Origin of the sequence: Flexivirga endophytica (assembly GCF_014640635.1) — a bacterium.
GTDB classification, from domain to species: Bacteria; Actinomycetota; Actinomycetes; order Actinomycetales; family Dermatophilaceae; genus Flexivirga; species Flexivirga endophytica.
The window spans coordinates 190,381-209,181 of record NZ_BMHI01000005.1 but is presented as its reverse complement, the minus strand read 5'-3'; the positions used below and the strand labels follow the sequence as shown (position 1 = coordinate 209,181).

Annotated in this window: 16 protein-coding genes; 6 read left to right on the top strand and 10 right to left on the bottom strand. The window is 69.3% G+C overall.

What is annotated here, in order from left to right:
• Window positions 1–5: 5 nt before the first annotated feature.
• The gene (locus IEX71_RS16265; RefSeq protein ID WP_188838099.1) at window positions 6–1,367 is read right to left on the bottom strand and encodes a CpaE/TadZ family protein; all 1,362 of its coding nucleotides are present in this window, start codon (window positions 1,365–1,367) and stop codon (window positions 6–8) included.
• Window positions 1,367–2,053, bottom strand: a complete 687-nt coding sequence (locus IEX71_RS16260; RefSeq protein ID WP_188838098.1) for a CpaB family protein — start codon at window positions 2,051–2,053, stop codon at window positions 1,367–1,369. The genes IEX71_RS16265 and IEX71_RS16260 overlap by 1 nt, the downstream gene beginning before the upstream one ends.
• A gap of 205 nt (window positions 2,054–2,258) precedes the next feature.
• On the opposite strand from IEX71_RS16260, the gene IEX71_RS16255 reads away from it, so the two are divergent.
• A complete protein-coding gene (locus tag IEX71_RS16255; protein ID WP_188838097.1) occupies window positions 2,259–2,480 on the top strand; it encodes a helix-turn-helix domain-containing protein in 222 nt (73 codons plus the stop codon).
• A 59-nt stretch (window positions 2,481–2,539) separates the two neighbouring features.
• Here IEX71_RS16255 and IEX71_RS16250 read toward each other — a convergent pair whose 3' ends face one another.
• Window positions 2,540–3,082 carry a hypothetical protein gene (locus IEX71_RS16250; RefSeq protein ID WP_188838096.1) on the bottom strand — a complete coding sequence of 181 codons (543 nt, stop codon included), beginning with the start codon at window positions 3,080–3,082 and terminating at the stop codon, window positions 2,540–2,542.
• 142 nt (window positions 3,083–3,224) lie between these two features.
• Between IEX71_RS16250 and IEX71_RS16245 the strand changes: the two genes are divergently transcribed.
• Together IEX71_RS16245 and IEX71_RS16240 are read left to right on the top strand one after the other, a co-directional pair.
• The gene (locus IEX71_RS16245) at window positions 3,225–4,073 is read left to right on the top strand and encodes a LysM peptidoglycan-binding domain-containing protein (RefSeq protein ID WP_188838095.1); all 849 of its coding nucleotides are present in this window, start codon (window positions 3,225–3,227) and stop codon (window positions 4,071–4,073) included.
• Complete coding sequence (locus IEX71_RS16240; RefSeq protein WP_188838094.1) at window positions 4,070–4,609, top strand: Rv3235 family protein; 540 nt, start codon at window positions 4,070–4,072, stop codon at window positions 4,607–4,609. Before IEX71_RS16245 ends, IEX71_RS16240 begins: the two co-directional genes overlap by 4 nt.
• A 73-nt stretch (window positions 4,610–4,682) precedes the next feature.
• Here IEX71_RS16240 and secA read toward each other — a convergent pair whose 3' ends face one another.
• A complete protein-coding gene (secA, locus tag IEX71_RS16235) occupies window positions 4,683–7,412 on the bottom strand; it encodes a preprotein translocase subunit SecA (protein ID WP_188838093.1) in 2,730 nt (909 codons plus the stop codon).
• A 184-nt stretch (window positions 7,413–7,596) separates the two neighbouring features.
• Between secA and IEX71_RS16230 the strand changes: the two genes are divergently transcribed.
• Window positions 7,597–9,297, top strand: a complete 1,701-nt coding sequence (locus IEX71_RS16230; protein WP_188838092.1) for a GNAT family N-acetyltransferase — start codon at window positions 7,597–7,599, stop codon at window positions 9,295–9,297.
• 42 nt (window positions 9,298–9,339) lie between these two features.
• Window positions 9,340–11,604: a GNAT family N-acetyltransferase gene (locus tag IEX71_RS16225; protein ID WP_188838091.1), complete on the top strand. Its 2,265-nt coding sequence runs from the start codon at window positions 9,340–9,342 to the stop codon at window positions 11,602–11,604.
• 10 nt (window positions 11,605–11,614) lie between these two features.
• Here IEX71_RS16225 and IEX71_RS16220 read toward each other — a convergent pair whose 3' ends face one another.
• From IEX71_RS16220 to mtrA, 6 genes are all read right to left on the bottom strand, one after another.
• Window positions 11,615–12,346: a response regulator gene (locus IEX71_RS16220; protein WP_188838090.1), complete on the bottom strand. Its 732-nt coding sequence runs from the start codon at window positions 12,344–12,346 to the stop codon at window positions 11,615–11,617.
• Window positions 12,347–12,373: 27 nt separating this feature from the next.
• A complete protein-coding gene (gene hpf, locus IEX71_RS16215; protein ID WP_188838089.1) occupies window positions 12,374–13,015 on the bottom strand; it encodes a ribosome hibernation-promoting factor, HPF/YfiA family in 642 nt (213 codons plus the stop codon).
• A gap of 203 nt (window positions 13,016–13,218) precedes the next feature.
• Window positions 13,219–13,932, bottom strand: coding sequence for a ComF family protein (locus tag IEX71_RS16210; protein WP_188838088.1), 714 nt, complete (start codon window positions 13,930–13,932; stop codon window positions 13,219–13,221).
• Between the two features lie 106 nt (window positions 13,933–14,038).
• Entirely contained in the window at window positions 14,039–15,850 is a 1,812-nt protein-coding gene (locus IEX71_RS16205; RefSeq protein ID WP_188838087.1) for an LpqB family beta-propeller domain-containing protein, read from the bottom strand.
• The gene (gene mtrB / locus IEX71_RS16200; RefSeq protein ID WP_229749801.1) at window positions 15,847–17,577 is read right to left on the bottom strand and encodes an MtrAB system histidine kinase MtrB; all 1,731 of its coding nucleotides are present in this window, start codon (window positions 17,575–17,577) and stop codon (window positions 15,847–15,849) included. The genes IEX71_RS16205 and mtrB overlap by 4 nt, the downstream gene beginning before the upstream one ends.
• 11 nt (window positions 17,578–17,588) lie before the next feature.
• On the bottom strand, window positions 17,589–18,269 hold the full coding sequence (gene mtrA, locus IEX71_RS16195; protein WP_268235967.1) for an MtrAB system response regulator MtrA: 681 nt from the start codon (window positions 18,267–18,269) through the stop codon (window positions 17,589–17,591).
• 164 nt (window positions 18,270–18,433) lie between these two features.
• Here mtrA and IEX71_RS16190 point away from each other — a divergent pair, with 164 nt between their 5' ends.
• Window positions 18,434–18,799: a pyridoxamine 5'-phosphate oxidase gene (locus IEX71_RS16190; protein WP_188838086.1), complete on the top strand. Its 366-nt coding sequence runs from the start codon at window positions 18,434–18,436 to the stop codon at window positions 18,797–18,799.
• Window positions 18,800–18,801: the final 2 nt, after the last annotated feature.

The following is an 18,801-nucleotide window of genomic DNA, read 5'->3' as shown; positions in this document are numbered from 1 at the left end:
TGTTTTCACGTCTGTGGGCTGGACTCACGATGTCGGCCCCACCGGCCGCGGCGGGTGAGCGCGGAGGCGCCGGTCAGGTCCGATGCCAGGCTCGCGATCGCCTTCCGGGCAGTCGATCCCGCGGCGTGCTCGGCGAGCACGCGCCCGGCCAGCAACGCACCGTCGAAAGCGGCGCGGTCATCAGGAACGATCGCCGGCGACGACACCCCGGCGAACCGTTGCAGCGCCTCGCTGACGCGTTGCTCGGGGGGCGAACCGACGGCGGAAGCGCGCACCATGTTGGCGACCACCCAGGGCGGTTGGCCGATGACCGAGCGCAGTTCGTCGAGACCTCGCACCAGTCGCTGCAGGCCGACCGGATCCGCCGAACCGACGGCGATCACCGTGTCCGCGGCGGCGAGCGCGGTGAGAGTCGCCGCGTTGCGCCGCGGGGCGGTCGTGTCGTAACTGAGTTCCTCATCCTGCTCCAACGGCGCCGCGACATCGACGACGATCAGCCGCCCGAGTTGCCGGCACTGCTCGAGCACCGCTTCGAGTGCGTCGTCGCGGATCTCGGGCCAGCGGTCGGCACGAGGCAGCCCGGTCAGCACGCGCAGTCCGGGGCTGGCCTCCGGGGCGACCGCGGCCAGCGAACGCAGATCCAGGTGGCCGGAGTCGGCCAGTCGGGTGGCCGCCGCGATCCCCGGCGCCTCGTCGAGCAATGCGAGGTGCTGGGCGATCGAGGCCGCATAGGTGTCGGCGTCGACGAGCACGGTCGGGACACCCATCCGGGCCGCCTCCGCGGCGAGGTTGACCGCGAGCACGGTGCGCCCGGGCGCGCCGACCGGTCCCCAGACGGTCACGATCTTGGCGGTCTGCTCCGGAACCACCGGGCCGGGCTCTGCGGTGGGCGCCTCCAGCCACGGATTGACCGGCACGTATGGCGCGGCCCTGTCGGACATTGCCGCGAGCTCGGCCTCCAGCGACACCGTCGGGTCCTCGGACGCGTCGGGCGGAGTATGCCGGGAGGTGGCTCCCTCGGTGACGCTCTGAACGGCCGCCGCGAACTCGGTCGGAGTGGCGCCGATCGGCAGCTGCGAGCGCACCCCCCACTGCTGCAGGACGCGTTGCTCGTCCTCGACACCCGGCTGATGGACGCCCAGGATCCCCACGCCCGCTGCACGGAGCGCGCCGATCGTGCTGCGGTCCAGGCCGGTGAAATCGGCCGACAGGACCGCGACGTCGGCCCGGCCGGCGGTGCAGATCGCCACCAGGTCGGCGACGTCCGCGCACCGACGCACCAGGCGCACGCCGGACGTCCTGCCCAGCGTCGCGGCGACCGTCGCCTCCTGCGCCGCGCTGATCGCGGTCACCGCAGCGGTCGCCATCAGTCGCCCTTCAGCGGTGATCCGGCGGCCGGAACGAGGTCGACCTTCGCCCCCTGGTTGACCGCTTCCAGGACCGCGGCGACCTTGTCGTCGGGGACGAGCACGTGCACAGCCCCGCTGTCGGACGACACGGAGAAACCACTGCTGCCGCTCGGCACCCGCGCGACGGTGGCCCGCCCGATGATGCGGGTCGGGGCGGCATACGAGTCCTGACCGACCTTGCTCTGGGTCTTGGTGGAGACCCAGACGTCGACGACCGAACCCTTGACGAGGTTGCTCGACTGCGAGGCCTCGACCGGCAGCGCGACCGCCTTGACCTGCACCTTGCCGCTCCTGCCGACCGCGGAGCGCGGGACGAGCTCACCGCTGCGCACCTCGCGGAGCACCTCACCCTTGGGCATCGGGTCGTCGGCGCGCAGATAAGTGCCGCCGGCCTTGTCGATGCGCACCTTGACCGCGTGTACGTCCGAGGCGGTGATCTGCTGGCCGGGCACCAGCGGGTGGGATGCCTGGAGCACCTCGACGGAGTTGTCGTAATGCCGCATCGCCGCTGCTCCGCCGATAGTGGCGACCAGCACCAGCAACACCCCGACGACCAGCCGGCTGTCCCGCCAGGACGGTCGTTGCAACCGATGGGCCGCCGGTTTGGGCAGCTCCTCCGCTGCATTCTGACGTCGACTCTCCACGTGGTCCTCCCCTTGAGACTCGTTCGTGCCCGCACATCATGGCCAATGGCTCAGGCAGCGGGACAGGAAGAACTGTAAAGAGTTCGACGCCGCCCGTGGGGTGTTGTCCACAGGCAGTCCGCGCCGAGGGGTTGATGCGACACAATGAGACCACTGCCAATCACAATGAGGTCACTGCCAACCGCGAGCCCAAGGAGGGCACTTCGTGCCAGCGCGCTTCGTCTCCATCGCCGACGTCGCCGAGACACTCAGCATCTCCTCGCGCCAGGCCTACGGCCTGGTGACCAGCGGCGAGTTGCCCGCGATCAAGGTCGGCAAGTCCTGGCGGATCGAGCTCACCGAGCTCGAGGCCTACATCCAGCGGCAGTATGCCGACTCGCAGGCGCGGGTCGCCGCCGGCGACTTCGGCGACGAAGACGAGCGCTGACGGGCGAGCGCTGACGGACGAGCGCTGACGGACGGGCGCTGACGGACGGGCGCTGAGGGTCAGGCACGCCTGACGATGCCGATGGCCGCGAACGGCACCACCCGGTGCCCGGTGAGCGCGCGCGCCCGGCGTACCGCATCGGCAGGATGCTCGGCCAGGTCGAGGTGATCGGCTCCGACCTTGTCGATCGTGCCGGTCGCCAGGCCACCGACGACGTCGTGGATGGCGACGGGCGCGCGATCCCGCGCGACCGCGCGTAGCGCCACGCCGAGACCGAACCGGCGTCCCATCCCGCGGTCGTCGTCGCTGCGGGTCCCGAGTCCGACGAGCGCGGTGACCGCCGGCATCGGCACGAGTGCGGCGTGCCGCCCCTCCTCCTGGACGAGCAGCCAGTCCTTGCCCAGGTCGTCCAACGTGCCGCGGACCGAGCCGGCCCCCGTGACGACGGTGATCACGGTGCCGACCGATCGCGCCGCCCGGTCCAGCACCGACACCTCGGCGCGCTCGCGCCGCGTGCGGTCGGCGACCTCGGCCTGCAACTCCCGCCGTTGTTCGGCGAGTAGTTGGGCCTCCAGGTCTGCGAACAAGTCCTGCCAACGCACGCGGCCACCGTAGCGGGCCGTGCCCACGCCATGGACAACCGCACTTGCATGTGATTGAGTTCACTTGTTGTCGATTGATGTCGTTTGGCACCTTTTGCATCTGGTTGATGCACATCAGCGCCGACGGGGAGAGAAGGCGGACATGCAGGACACAGGGATCACCGGTCGATGGCACCGGGCACGCGCCGCGGCGCTCGGGGCGACCGCCGCCGTCGGTGCGCTCATCGCGACCTACGCCGCATGGGGCGGGATGCTTGGTGAGTTGCACCGCCTCGAGCGACGTAGCGCGGTTCGCACTCCCGACGCGCTCCCGGTCCTGCTGTGGGCCGCGCTGGTGCTGGCCCTGCTGTGGGCGGCTGCGCTGATCGTGCTGGCGACCGCGACCGTGCTGCGCACGACGTCCGCCGGAGGGAGTGCCGGGTCCGCCCATGACGGCGGTCGCACCGGCTCCGGCCCGCGACCATCCGGGATGATCGGCCGCCTGGCCGGCGTACTGCTCGCGCTGACGGCGTTGTCCAGCCTGAGCACGGCGGCGCCGGCATTCGCTGCGAGCAACCCGACGGTCGCGTCGGCGTCTGCCGCCTCGAGTGCGGCCACATCGACGATCACAGGTGTCGTGAGCGGCAGCGAGCACGGCTCGAAACACGCTGTGAGACCTTCGGATTCGTGCACCGACGAGGCACCGCCGGCGCCCGGCTGGGTGCCGGACAAACCGGCCCGCACCGACCAGGTGGCGCGCGAGTGCGCACCGCTGGTGACCGGCAAACCGGTCGCCGACGACTCAGGCGAGATTGTCGTCCATCGTGGCGACACCCTGTGGTCCATCGCGGCAGCTCACCTGGGACCGCACGCCGACGCGCAGGCGATCGCGGCGGAGTGGCCGCGGTGGTATGCCGCAAACCGGCACGTCATCGGCGACGACCCCGATCAGCTCAGCATCGGCACCCGGCTGCAGACGCCGGACCACGCCCTGGAAGGAAGCAACCGATGAGCACCGCCACGGCCCAACCGCTGCACCTGTCACCGGCCTCCGGCTGGCAGCCGCCTGCCCTCGACGAGTGCGCCGTCGACACGTTGTACGACGACGTCGTCGCCGCCTCGCGGGACCGCCGACGGGGCTACTCCCAGCCGACGCTGCGCGTGGTCCTCGGCGCCGGTGAGGTCGACCCGCACTTCGGGCCGCAGGCGACCCGGACCAGTCTGCTGCCGGAGCCGCGCGCCTGGCTGCAGCGCACGGCCGGCGCCATCCTGGAATGTATGACGGGAGTGCGCCCCGTGACCCAGATCGCCCGCTCGGTCAGCCCCTTGGTCTACGAGCGGGTCCACGCGAGGTCGGTCATCGCCAAGCGCCGTGGCGCACGTCCGTTGCACCGGTCACTGGTGCGCCGCGTGCACGTGTGCGAACCCGACGACGGCGTCATCGAGGCCAGTGTCGTGGTGCAGCACGACGGCCGCGTCCGGGCCATGGCACTGCGCATCGTCGGCGTCGACGGTCGCTGGATGGTGACCGCGATGGAGCTCGGCTGAACCCCACGAAGTTCTCCGCTCGTAACTCGCTCCGATACTTCGCGGGGACCCCGAGTCCCAGGACCGATCTTCCTCAGTTCTTGGAGTTGGCCTTCGCCTTGCCGGACTTCTTCTTCGCGCGCTTCTTGGCACGGCGCTGGGCACGCGGCAGGTTGGAGTCGTCCTCCCCGACCACGCGACCCTCGTCGTCCACCTCGTGCGCGGTGGCGGTGCCGTCCTCACTCGGCGCGGAGAAGGTCATCTTCTCCTGCGGTGCGGGCAACGACGAGGCGACCTCCTCGGGGTCGACCTGGACGTGGAAGAGGTGCTGGACCGACTCCTCCTTGATGGCGTCGTTCATGGCGCCGAAGAGCTGGAAGCCCTCGCGCTGATATTCCACCAACGGGTCGCGCTGGGCGTACTGCCGCAGGTGGATGCCTTCCTTCAGGTAGTCCATCTCGTAGAGGTGCTCGCGCCACTTGCGGTCTAGGACGGTCAGCACGACGCGGCGCTCGACCTCGCGGCTGATGCGGTCCCCGAGTTCCTTCTCACGCGCGTCATACGCGTGCTGGGCGTCGGACCGGACCTCCTCGGCCAGCAGGTCCGCCTGCACACCGGCGCGGCCGCCGACCTCCTCCTCGATCTCGTCGAGGCCGATCGAGACCGGGTAGAGCTCGCGCAACGCCTCCCACAGCTTGTCGAGGTCCCAGTCGTCGGAGAAGCCCTCGGCGGTGGCGCCCTCGACATACGCGTCGACGGTGTCGTTGATGAAGTGCCGCACCTGCGTCTCCAGGTCGGCGCCCTCGAGCACCTTGCGACGCTCGGAGTAGATGACCTCGCGCTGCCGGTTGAGTACGTCGTCGTACTTCAGGACGTTCTTGCGGATCTCGAAGTTCTGGGCCTCGACCTGGCTCTGCGCGCTCTGGATGGAGCGGCTGACCATCTTGGACTCGATCGGGACCTCGTCCTCGATCTTGGCGGTCTGCATGAACCGGTCGACCATCGCGGCGTTGAACAACCGCATCAGGTCGTCCTGCAGGGACAGGTAGAAACGGCTCTCACCGGGGTCGCCCTGACGGCCGGATCGTCCACGCAGCTGGTTGTCGATGCGCCGTGACTCGTGCCGCTCGGTGCCCAGCACATAGAGACCGCCGAGCTCGACGACCTCCTCGTGCTGCTTGGCGACGGCCTTCTCGGCCTTGGCGAGCGCCTCGTCCCAGGCGTCCTCGTATTCGTCCGGCGTCTCCTCCGGAGACAGGCCCTTGCGCTTCAGCGCCGTCATGGCGATGAACTCCGGGTTGCCGCCGAGCATGATGTCGGTGCCTCGGCCGGCCATGTTCGTCGAGACAGTGACCGCGCCCTTGCGACCGGCCTGGGCGACGATCGCCGCCTCGCTCTCGTTGTGCTTGGCGTTGAGCACCTCGTGCGGAACACCCTTGCGGCGCAACTGCTCCGAGAGGTATTCGCTCTTCTCGACGCTCGTCGTGCCGACCAGCACCGGCTGGCCCTCCTTGTGCCGATCGACGATGTCGTCGACGACCGCCTTGAACTTCGCCTTCTCGGTGCGGTAGATCAGGTCCGACTGGTCCTTGCGGATCATCGGCTTGTTGGTCGGGATCGTCACGACGCCGAGCTTGTAGATCTGGTAGAGCTCCGCGGCCTCGGTCTGGGCGGTGCCCGTCATACCCGAGAGCTTGTCGTACATGCGGAAGTAGTTCTGCAGCGTCACCGTCGCGAGCGTCTGGTTCTCGTTCTGGATCTCGACGCCTTCCTTGGCCTCGATCGCCTGGTGCATGCCCTCGTTGTAGCGGCGGCCGGACAACATGCGGCCGGTGTGCTCGTCGACGATCAGGATCTCGCCGTTCATGACGACGTAGTCCTTGTCGTTCTTGAACAGCTCCTTGGCCTTGATGGCGTTGTTGAGATAGCCGATCAGCGGGGTGTTGGCCGCCTCGTAGAGGTTGTCGATGCCCAGCAGGTCCTCGACGATCTCGATGCCCGACTCCAGCAGGCCGACGGTCTTCTTCTTCTCGTCGACCTCGTAGTCGCCGTCGCCGGGCAGGGAGTTCTCCTTCTTCGGCGAGCGCTTGAGGTGCTGCACGATCTTGGCAAACTCGACGTACCAGCGGGTCGCCTCGTCGGCCGGCCCGCTGATGATCAGCGGCGTGCGGGCCTCGTCGATGAGGATCGAGTCGACCTCGTCGACGATGGCGTAGTTGTGGCCGCGCTGCACCAGCTCCGCGTCGGACCAGGCCATGTTGTCGCGCAGGTAGTCGAAGCCGAACTCGTTGTTGGTGCCGTAGGTGATGTCCTTGGCGTATTCGACCCGACGCTCGTCCGGCGTCATCGACGCCAGGATGCAGCCGGTGTCCAGGCCCAGGGCGCGGTGCACGCGGCCCATCTGCTCCGCCTGCGTCTCGGCGAGGTAGTCGTTGGTGGTGATGACGTGAACGCCCTTGCCGCTCAACGCATTGAGGTATGCCGGCAGCGTCGCGACGAGGGTCTTGCCCTCACCGGTCTTCATCTCCGCGACGTTGCCCAGGTGCAACGCTGCGCCGCCCGCGAGCTGCACGTCGAAGTGCCGCTTGCCGATGGTGCGCTTGCTGGCCTCCCGGACCGCGGCGAAGGCCTCGGGCAGCAGGTCGTCCAGCGACTCACCGCCGGCGATCCGCTTGCGGAACTTGTCGGTCTCCTCCCGCAACTCCGCGTCGGACAGTCCCGCGAAGTCATCCTCGAGCAGATTGACCTGCGCGGCATACGCCTGCAGCTTCTTGAGGGTGCGGCCCTCGCCGGCACGCAGGACCTTCTCGACAACCTTGGGCACGGACTCTCCCCGCTAATGGACGAACATTTCGCCGTCACGACTTGTAGACAGACTCACCCATGCTAATGGTCGGGACCGGGTGTTGGGTTCCCGGCGCGCTTCTCGGGGTCCCCGCGAAGTATTCGGAGGAGCGCAGCGGGGGAGAAACTTCGTGGGGTGAGTCACATGTGGTTTGCTGCCGGGCATGCCGGTCTTCCCCGATGCCGTTCCAGAACTCACCGACGGTGCCGTGACCCTGCGCGCCCACCAGGATTCGGACCTGCCGCGCATCGTGGAGTTCGCGAACGACCCGCGCACCCGCGCGAGTGTGCCGCTCCCGTCGCCATACGGGATGGAGCAGGCGCGCGAGTTCTTCGACCAGGTGCGCACCACCTGGGAGTCCGGCACACGGCAGGGAGCCTGGGCGGTCGAGGTCGACGGGCGTTGGGCCGGCTCGATCAATCTGCACTCGCGGGCCGGTGGCACCTCGGAGATCGGTTACGGCGTGCACCCGGACGTGCGAGGTCGGGGCGTCACCACGGCGGCGGCCCGTCTGCTGGTCGCGCACGCCTTCGACGACCTCGGCCTGCAGACGCTGGTATGGCGCGCCGCCCGCGGCAACTGGGCTTCCCGCCGGGTGGCGTGGGCGCTCGGCTTCACCCACGACGGCACCTGGCCGGCCACGCATCCCGGGCCCGACGGGACGATCGTCGGCACCTGGTTCGGGCACCTGCACGCATCCGACCCCCGTGCGCCGCAGCTGCCCTGGCGGGAGGCGGCAGCGCTGGAGTCGGGCCGGATCCGCTTGCGGCCGTGGCGCGACACGGACGTCCCGGACACGACGCCGGACCGCTCCCTGACGCACTTTATGCTCGGCTCGGCGCCCGCCCCGGACGGGTTCGACGAGTGGTTGCTAACCCGCCTGGAACGTATGGCGGGCGGCGAAGCCGTCGTCTGGTGCATCGCAGACATCGCAACGGACCACCCGCTCGGCGGCATACAGCTCTTCCGGATGAACGTCCCGATGCTGCGTGACACGGCGAGGCTGGCCTACTGGCTGCAGCCGTCCGCACGCGGTCGAGGTGTGATGCGCGATGCGATGGAACTCGTGGTGCGGCACTCCTTCTCCCCCACGACCGACGGTGGGCTCGGCCTGCGGAGGCTGGCGGCCCACGTCGATGGGACGAACCTGGCCTCGCACCGCGTCCTGCGCTGGGCGGGGTTCCGGCACATCGGCTCCGAACACGCGAACATCGCCCTCCCCGACGGCACGGTCGGCGACGAGGAGTCCTTCGAGTTGCTCGCCTCCGACGACCGTGAGGCGCAGCGGTCGGCCGCCGTGCCGGTGCCCGTGCTGCGCACCGAGCGGCTGACGCTGCGCGCGTGGAGCGAGCAAGACCGGCCCGAGCGCGAGCCCGCACCGGATCCCCAGGCCGCCGGCGCGATGGGCATCGAGCCGCGTCCACCGGCCGCGGGTTATGCCGACTGGCTGGCGCGCGAGAGCTGCGACGAGCTGGACGGCACGTCTGTCGGCTGGTGCATCGCCGACGCGGTCACCGACCGGCCACTGGGTTCGATCGGCGTCCGCGGTCTCGGCACTCCCCTGCGCAGCGGCACCACCGGCTACTGGCTGTATGACGAGGCGCGGGGCCGCGGGCTGGCCGGCGAGGCACTGCGGGCCGTCGTGGACCACGCCTTCTCACCCGACGGCCTGGGCCTGCGACGGCTGGACGCGGCGACCGTCGACGGCAACCACGCGTCGATGCTGACGCTGGCGTCGGCCGGTTTCCGGCAGTACGGCCAGGACCACGACTCGTTCGTCGCCGCCGACGGCACGATCACCGACACCGCCTATTTCGAGCTGCTGTCGGTGGAGCACACGCACCGGCCCGGCGACCCGGACTGAAAATCCATGGCCGGTCCCAACGACCCGTGATTGGCTGCCGGTATGCCGACCTTCCCGGACGACGTGCCCGAGCTGACCGACGGCCGGGTGACGCTGCGCGCGCACCGCGACTCCGACGTGCCACGGATCGTCGAGAACTGCCGGGACGGGGAGACCCGGCGCTGGCTGACACTCCCGCAGCCGTATGACGAAGCCGACGCCCGCGAGTTCCTGGCGAAGATCCGCAGCCGGTGGGAGGACGACGCGGCGCACTACTGGGCGATCGAGTTCGGCGGCGTGTACGTCGGCACGATCAACCTGCACCGGCGCTCCCCCGCCTCCCGTGAGCTCGGTTACAACCTGCACCCCGACGCCCGCGGCAAGGGCGTGATGACCGGAGCGACCCGGCTGGTGTTGCGGCATGCCTTCGACGATCTGGGCCTGCGCACGGTCACCTGGCAGGCGGCTCGTGGCAACTGGGGATCTCGCCGCATCGCGTGGGCGACCGGATTCACCGTCGACGGGACGTGGCCGGACCAGGGCATCGACGGGCCGGGACTGCCCGAGGACCGGTGGATCGGGCACGCGAGTGCGCGCGGCTGGACCGGCAGGCCCGGTCACCCGTGGTGGGAGCCCGCGGTGCTCGAAGGCTCCGGGCTCCGGCTGCGCCCATGGCGCGACGATGACATCGTCTACGAGCGCGACGAGCTGAGCCGGTCGATGGTCACTGACATGCAGCCGGCGCCGGCCGACTACTCCGAATGGCTGTTGCGCCGTCGTGAGCGGATGGCTGACGGCGAGGGCGTCTTCTGGTGCATCGCCGAGAAGGCGACCGACAAGCCGCTCGGGTACGTGCAGGTCCGGCATCTCGACATCGACTTCACGCTTGGCAACGGTGAGCTCGGCTACTGGCTCTACCCGCACGCGCGCGGACGTGGCGTAATGTCCACCGCCGTCGATCTCGTCCGGCAGCATGCCTTCGCCCCTCGCGCCGACCTCGCCGGCACGCACGGATTGGGTTTGCACCGGCTGCAGGCAGGCAGCGACCTCGCCAACACGGCGTCGGCACGAGTGTTGCGCCGGTCAGGTTTCCAGTGCTGGGGCACGGAGCGGTCGGTCATCGCGCGCGACGACCGAGAGCCGAGCGACGCACTCAACTGGGAACTGCTCGCCACGGATGACGTTGACGCACAGCGGGTTTCACCGAACATCGTGCCGATTATCGATCGCGATGGCATTCGCCTGCGACCCTGGCGCGACGACGACGTCTCGTACTTGCCGGACGAAGTGGACGAAGTCGCCAAGCGTTACATGCCACTTGCCGCACAGGTCACCAAGACGTCGTTCGCCGGCTGGATTGCCCGGCAGCGAGGCTTCATCGATCAGGGCTACGTGGTCTCGTGGTGCGTCGCCGACGCGACCACCGATGCACCGCTCGGCAATATCGCAATTTTCAATATCGGTGACCGCACTGCCACCTCGGGCGAGGTCGGCTATTGGCTGCTGCCGGCCGCACGGGGTCAGGGCGTCTTGGCGAGCGCGCTGGAAGCTGTTGTGACGCATGCATTCTCGCCTGCGGAGGCCGGTGGCCTCGGGCTCACCAGATTGTTTGCCGAGACCGACCTGGACAATCACGCTTCGCGGTCGTTGTTACGCGGCGCCGGCTTCCGGCAATGGGGGCAGGACCGGCAGGCCTACACGGCCGCCGACGGCAGGATCACCGACGGCGCCTACTTCGAGCTCTTGGTCACTGACGCCCGCGAGACCCAACGTTCGGTCCTGCCACCGGTGCTGGATTTTCCCGACGTACGGCTACGCCCGCTGCGCCGCGGCGACGCTGCGGCCGTGGCGCGCACCTGGGCCGAGCCACAGGTACGCCGTTGGCTGTCGATCCCCCAGGACGACCTCGAGCAACGCGCCGAGGACCACGTCGCGCGCAACCGCCACGTCGACATCACGGCGCACGGCAGCTGGTGGGTGATCTGCGGCTCCGGCGAAGGAGACTTCGCCGGCATGATCGGGCTGCAGAATTTTGCCGACGGCAATGCCGAGGCCGGCTACTGGCTGTCGGCCGGGGCCCGCGGTCAGGGCCTGGCGACACATGCACTGGACGCGGTCTGCTCCTACGCGTTCATGCCCGCGGCCAAGGGCGGGTTGGGGCTGCGCCGATTGCGACTGGGCGTCGCCGTCGGGAACGACGCCTCGGTGGCAGTGGCGAAACGCTGTGACTTCGAGCAGATCGGGCGGGCGCGATCGGCCGAACTGCTCGGTGACGGCAGCGTGGTCGACCTGTTGCTCTTCGATCGGCTCGCACCGGGCGTGCACTAGCAGCCCGGTCTCACTCCGCCTGGTCGTCGACCAGCCCGCCGCGGACGGCATACAGCGCGGCTTGCATGCGACTGCGCAACTGCAGCTTGTCGAGGATGTTGCGCACGTGGTTCTTGACGGTGTTCTCGGCGATGAACAGCTCTTCGGCGATCTTGCGGTTGGACCAGCCGCGCGCGACCAGGCCCAGAACCTCCAACTCGCGGTCGGTCAGCTCTCCGGTCGGCTCGTCGTCGCGCGCCGGCGCGCCGCGCACCAACGCGGAGTACTCCGACAACAGGGTCGAGCCGAGTTCCGGTGACAGCAGTGCCTTTCCGCTCGCGACGGCGCGGATCGACATCGGCAGCTGGTCCGGCGCGATGTCCTTGAGGAGATAGCCGGTCGCACCTGCCTTCACCGACTCGACCAGGTCGGAGTCCTCGTCGGAAGCGGTCAGCATCAGGACCTTGGTATCGGGCAGTCGTGCGCAGATCTTCCGGCATACCTGCAGACCGCTGCCATCGGGCAGCAGGATGTCCAGGACGACGACATCGGGCGCCGTCGCTTCCGCCATCTCGAGCGCCTCGACGGCACTGCCGGTCTCGCCGACGACGGCGATGTCGTCCTCGAGATCAAGGATCATCCGCAACCCGTGCCGGTAGATCTTGTAGTCCTCGACCAGCAGGGTGCGGACCACCTCCGGGCGCGCAGGAAGCGGGGCCGGTGCGGCACCGGCCCCGCCTTTGGTCCGTGGAATGTCAGTCACGTGTCCTTGTCGTGTAGCGCAGTGCTGTCACGCGGTGTTCGCTGCGGGTGGTTCTTCCACGACGTCCAGTTGTATGACGCCGTAGGACCAGCCCCGCCGACGATAGACCACGCACGGCCTGCCGGTTTCGGCGTCCTGGTAGAGGTAGAAGTCGTGTCCGACCAGCTCCATCGCGTTGAGTGCCTGGTCGACACCCATCGGGGTGCCGGTGTGGACCTTCTCCCGGATATGGATCGGGCAGTCCTCGTCGCCGCCGACCTTGGCGATGTGCGCGGGCAACGGAGTGTCGTCCGCCGTCTGGTCCATGTCCGGCAGCGCGATGGCCGATGTCGCGTCGTGGACCGACGTGGGTTGTTTCCTACCGCGGTGGACACGGCGCTTGTCGCTCGTGCGACGCAGCCTCTCTCCGAGTCGGGTCATCGCGATGTCGAGTGCGCCGTAGACGTCGTCCGCGCTCGCTTCGGCACGAATCACGGACCTCTTGGCGTGACACGTGATCTCTATGCGTTCCGCTTCCTTGGCCTGCCGTGGGTTGGCCTCGTGCGTGATGACCACATCGCAGCGATTGACCCGCGGGTCCAGCTGAGGCACTTTGGTCAGCTTCTCTTCGATGTGCCGACGAAAACGCTCGGGGACCGTGACATGACGTCCGGTAACGGTGATCTCCATGGTGCACTCCTGGTTTCGACTGCATGGCGTCAGGCGGGTCGGCATCCCTTGTCTACCGGTGCACCACCTCCATCGGGAGGACACACGGAGCGGATCGTCGTACGGGAATCGATCGCACGAGGTGCTCCATGCATCGACGTTAAACCACCGGACCCACAGACGTAAACGGTTGACGACCGAACCGTGTCCGGCGGGCGTCGGGTTCACCCGCCGTAGCGCTGGGTCGCCGCGACCGTCGCCGCGGCAACACCCGCTGCGCCGGCGTCGAGCAACGTCGCGTGAGCCTCCGCCAGGGACGATCCGGTCGTCACGATGTCGTCGACCACGACACAGAACCGGCCGGGCACCCGAGCCCGACCGATGGCGGTCAGGCGCATCGCACCATGCATGTTCCGCGCCCGTTCCTGGGCGGTGAGCCCGGCCTGGTCGCGACCGGCGGCTGACGTGCGCAGGGCACGGCACAGCACCAGCGGGCGTGCCCCGCGCACGGCGAGTCGGGCCAGCTCGACCGTCGGCTCCCGCCCGCGTGCCCGTGTCGATGTCGACCGGCTCGGCATCGGCACCACGAGCATCTGCCGGCCGGATCGCAACGCTGCGAGGCACGACTCGTCGTACTCGGCGAGGCCCGCCACAGCCGACCGCAGCAACTTCGCCAACCGCGGTGCGAGGTCGCTGCGGCCCGAGTCCTTGAAGGCGCGCAGCAGTTGGGCCACCGCCCCGTCATACGGCGTCTGCGACCAGGTCGTCGGGAAACCGACCGGACACGGCGACGGCAGCGCCGCGAAGGCAGGTGTCGCCAGCGCTTCCCGCAGCTCGGCCAGGCAGCGCTCGCACAGCGCGACCCGCTTCTCGTCGCACCCTGCGCAGGCACGCGGTAGCGCGAGATCGCAGAACGCCTGCAGCGCTGCACCGGGCACACCACGACCCTGTATGGCGCCCCTCCGCCGCGCCGGTGCCGGCGCGTCACCTGTGCACGACCGCCGTCCGCTGCACGGGATGTGGACGGCCGGGCGCCGGGAAACCTCAGGTGCCGGACGCGATCATCGCGGTCACACCGGGGACCTCCTGCCAGCTCGCGCCGACCCGGGTCAGCACGGTGTCCGCGTCCGTCTCGACATACAGCGAACTCGCCCCGGACCCGGTCGCCACGAGGTGATCACCACCCGGCGTCTCGCCGAGGCTGCTGCTGAGGCCGCCGATCGGGACGTTGAGCGGTCCGGCGACACCTCCGTCGCTGTCGCGCTGCAACACGGCGAGCGTGACGTAGTCGATCCAGCCGATGTCCAGGACGTTGGTGACACTCGGCGCGACACGCAGTGGCCTGGTCAGTGCCTGCGCGTGGCCCTTCTTACCGCGAACCACCCCGGCCACGTAGACCTGCGAGGCACCTCCCGGGGCGTGCACGGCGACCGCGATGCGTTCGCCGTCGGGCGACAGGCGTACGGCGGTGATGTGCTTGTCCCGCAACCACGCTGCCTCGACCGGCTGCGGTTGCGCGTCGGCGACGGGCAGCTCCGCGTCCACCACCCACAACGTGCCGTTCGCCGACTTGTCGCCGCTGTCCTTGGACACCGACCGACCCGCGACCCAGAGCTCGTCTATCGAGTCACCCGAGGGACCTCGGGTGGAGCTGAAGCTCGGCGCGACCAGGTCCGTGCCGAAGCCACTGATCCGGCTCAGGTGCCCCCCGACCCACCGGCCGAGCACCGCGTTCGCGCCGTCGATGGCCGCGACCTGCTTGCCGTCGCCGGAGACCGCCAGGCGGTACCAGTTGTGGTTGATCGTCGGCAGCGTCGGCAGGTCCTTGCTGTGGCTCGGATTGCGCAGGTCGGTCGCCGAGTCGCCGTTGTCCATCCACTCCAGACGCGTCGGGCCGGTTCGTCCGACCAGTTGCGCCGGATTGCCGCTGACGGCGGTGTAGCCCAGGTCCGACGGCGTGCTGGGGCTGCTGGGCAGTCCCGGAGCCTGCAAGCGGGCGCCGTCCACGAGCACGACCACCCGCCGGACCTCGCTCACCTGCCCCAGGGTCGCGAGCATGCTGGCCCACAGGGCGGTGCGTTGCACCGGTGTCGCCGCCAGCACCTCGCCGCTCACGTTGACCGAGGCGACGCCGTCGTTGTCGATCGAGACCGACGACCCGGTGAGCTCGCTGCCCTTGGGCAACGACGGGAGCGTCATACCGTTCATCCAGCGTGGTGCGCCACGAACCACGGCAGCCGCCAGCGAGCTGACCAGGCCGGTCTGCGTATACCACTGGGTGTCCGGCACAAGTGTGTGCTGGGTGGCGGCCGCGTAGTAGACCTCCTGCGGCTGGTAGATCCGCTTGAACTGGTCGACGTTCATCCACAGGCCGAAGTCCGCGGGCAGTTCGGCGATGCGCCACTGCCCGTCGACCTTCGCCAGCCTGAAGTCCGCGGTCGTCGTCGCTCCCGAGGGTTGCTCGGTCAGGTGCGCGCTGGCGTCGAGATCGGCGATGCTCTCGGCGGTCGCCGTGACGGTGTTCTTACCGCTGGCGATCAGATCCCTGGTGCCCGACGTGACCGCGACCGTGCGCGGCGCCCAGGACCTGCGGGCATTGTCGGTCAGGTATTCGCGGGCGCGCTCGTAGTTCTGGTTGGTGCCCGCCGTGGCGTCCAGGAATCCGCTGACGATGTCCTTCTGGCTGGCGCCGTCCGTCGGCCCGGGGTATTCGATGTTGCCGACGGTCGGCGGCGCATGGTTGTCGACGGCCTTCCCGGCGCGCACGTCGCTCGAGGTCGGCAGCCCACTGCAGCCGGCCAGCGCCAGCGCGACGGCCAGCACCAGCCCCAACAACACCGGGCGCCGGCGGGTCATCGGCCGTCCCTCGATCCGTCCCTGGACCCGTCCCCGGATCCGCCACCAGGGCCGTCACCCGGCCGCGGAGCGCCCGCCACCCGGGTTCCGATCGTCAGGCTGTTGCCGCTCGGCATCGCCAGGCCGACGCTGGAGTCGTCCGGCGCGAGGGTGACCGGCGAGCGTCCGATCGGCTGCCCGGAGCGGACGGGCAGCGTCAGCCGGAAACAGGCGCCGTTCCCCGGCTCGCCCCAGGCCTGCAGCCAGCCGTCGTGCAACCGGGCATCCTCCAGCGCGATCGACAGGCCGAGTCCGGTGCCCCCGGTGGTCCGGGCCCGCGCAGGGTCGGCGCGCCAGAAACGGTTGAACACCTGGTCGGCGTCACCCGGCCGCAGCCCCACGCCGTAGTCGCGGACCGCGACCGCGACTGCGGTCGGGTTTGCCCCCACCGTGATGTCGACCGGCTTGCGCTCCGCGTGCTCGATGGCGTTGGTGACCAGGTTGCGCACGATGCGTTCGATCCGACGGGCGTCCATGGGGGCGATCGCGGCGCGCCGGGAGTGCACCCGCAGCTTCACGCCCTGCGCGGTGGCGATCTGTTCGCAACCGTCGACCACCCTGGTGACGATGTCGCGCAGGTCGACCGGCTCGGTACCCGCCGCGGTGGCGCCGGCGTCGAAGCGACTGATCTCGAGCAGATCGGTCAGCAGGGTCTCGAAGCGGTCGAGCTCGCGACTGAGCAACTCCGCCGAACGGGACACCGGCGCGGCGAAGTCGGCACGGCTCGCGTGGATCATGTCGACCGCCATACGGATCGTCGTCAGCGGTGTGCGCAGCTCGTGGGAGACGTCCGAGGTGAAGCGTTGCTGCAGTTTGGACAGGTCCTCGAGTTGTCGGATCTGGCGCTGCAGACTGTCCGCCATCGCGTTAAAGGACGTTGCCAGCCGAGCGAGGTCGTCCTCGCCACTGACCTGCATGCGTTCGTTGAGCGCGCCGGCCGTCAGCCGCTCCGAGACGTGTGCCGCATCCCGCACCGGCGTGACGACCATCCGGGTGACCAGATAGGCGATGCCGGCGAGCAACAACGTCAGCACCAGGCCACCGAGCAGGAACGACGTGCGCACGATGCCGAGCATCTGCGACTCGGCCGTCATCGGCGCGACGAGGTAGAAGTCGTAGTTGCCGGCGTTGGGTATGGCGATGCGGGCGCCCACGACGACCGAGGGGACCTCCCTGCCGTCGACCTTCATCGTGCTGATCTCCAGCTGCGCGTGGGCCGGGTCCTTGCGCACGGCGCCCCGCACCGAGGACGGGATCAGCTTCTCGTCACCGGGTTTGGTGGAGATGGTGCCCAGCGGCGGGAAGGTGTTGCCGGGCGAGCGGGTGATGACGACCCGGACGTTCTGGTCGCCGACCTTGGTGCCGACACTCACCGCCAGTTGCTGGGCGATCGCCCGCAGCGAGCCGATGTCGGTGCGCGGTGCGTTGTTGAACTGGCTCTGCGCATCACTGCGCTGGTTGAGCGCCTCGTGCTCGGCGATGCTGGTGGCACGCGAGGCGAGACCGCCCGCGATGCGCTGGTACATGTAGGTGCCCAGCCCGAGCGCGACGAAGAGGCCGAGGAACACCGTGATCGTGACGACCCGGAAGTGCAACGACCGACGCCAGAGTTTGGCGATCGCGACGCCGCACCGGACGGCGAGGCGTTCGGTGCGACCCCAGAGCTGCTCGATCAATCCGTGCCTCAACCCGTGCTCCGTCAGGCCGGTCCGGCTTTGTAGCCGACGCCGCGCACGGTCAGCACGATCTCCGGGTTCTCCGGATCCTTCTCGACCTTCGAACGCAGCCGCTGCACGTGCACGTTGACCAGCCGGGTGTCACCCGCGTGCCGGTAGCCCCACACCTGCTCCAGCAGGGTCTCGCGGGAGAACACCTGCCACGGCTTGCGCGCCAGCGCGACCAGCAGGTCGAACTCCAGCGGGGTGAGCAGGATCGGCGCACCGCCGCGCTGCACGACGTGGCCGGACACATCGATGGACAGGTCCCCGAGCGTGATCGACTCGGACTCGACGTCGTCGCCACGACGCAGTCGTGCGCGGACCCGTGCGACGAGCTCCTGTGGTTTGAAGGGCTTGGTGACGTAGTCGTCGGCCCCCGATTCCAGCCCCAGCACCACGTCGACGGTGTCGGTGCGAGCAGTCAGCATGACGATCGGCACGGTGGACTCGGCGCGGATCAGCCGACAGACCTCCACGCCGTCGATGCCGGGCAGCATGACGTCGAGGAGCACGACATCAGGCTTGGAGTCGTGGAACGCCTCCATTGCCCTGTCCCCCGTGGCGCAGAAGGTCACCTCCAGGTCCTCCCCCTGCAGGATGATGCCGAGCATCTCGGCCAGCGATGGGTCGTCGTCGACGACCAGAACGCGTCCGTTGGTCACGTGTGTGGTTCCTTTCACGAGCGAGCCGCACCCCCGTTGTCGGCGGCATACGACCCAGCGTATGTGGTGGGGGCGGTATGCCGCCGTATGACGTCGCGCAGTCGCGCCGTGCCGGGGGCCGCGAGCGCGTACGGGCGCGGTCGGACCTGAGTAGGCTGGCGGAGGTGAGCATCAAAGTGGATCCCGACGGACTGGCGGCCGCGGTCGCGGACTTCGGCAGCGCGCATCTGCTGTCGACCGACGGCACCCAGGTCCGCACCGTCTGTGCCGACGTGTCACTGACCGACGGCGTGTTCCACGCCCCACGCAGCAAGAGCACTGCGCGCAACGTCGGCACCAATCCGACGGTGACGCTGCTCTTCCCGCCCACCGAGCACCACGGCTATTCGCTGATCGTGGACGGCACGGCGCAGGACACCGGCGAGGAACTGCTGGTGACCCCCACCAGTGCGGTCCTGCACCGTCCTGCCGCGCACTCGGACGGTCCGGCCCCGGCCGACGGCTGCTCGGACGACTGCCGGCACCTGTGAGC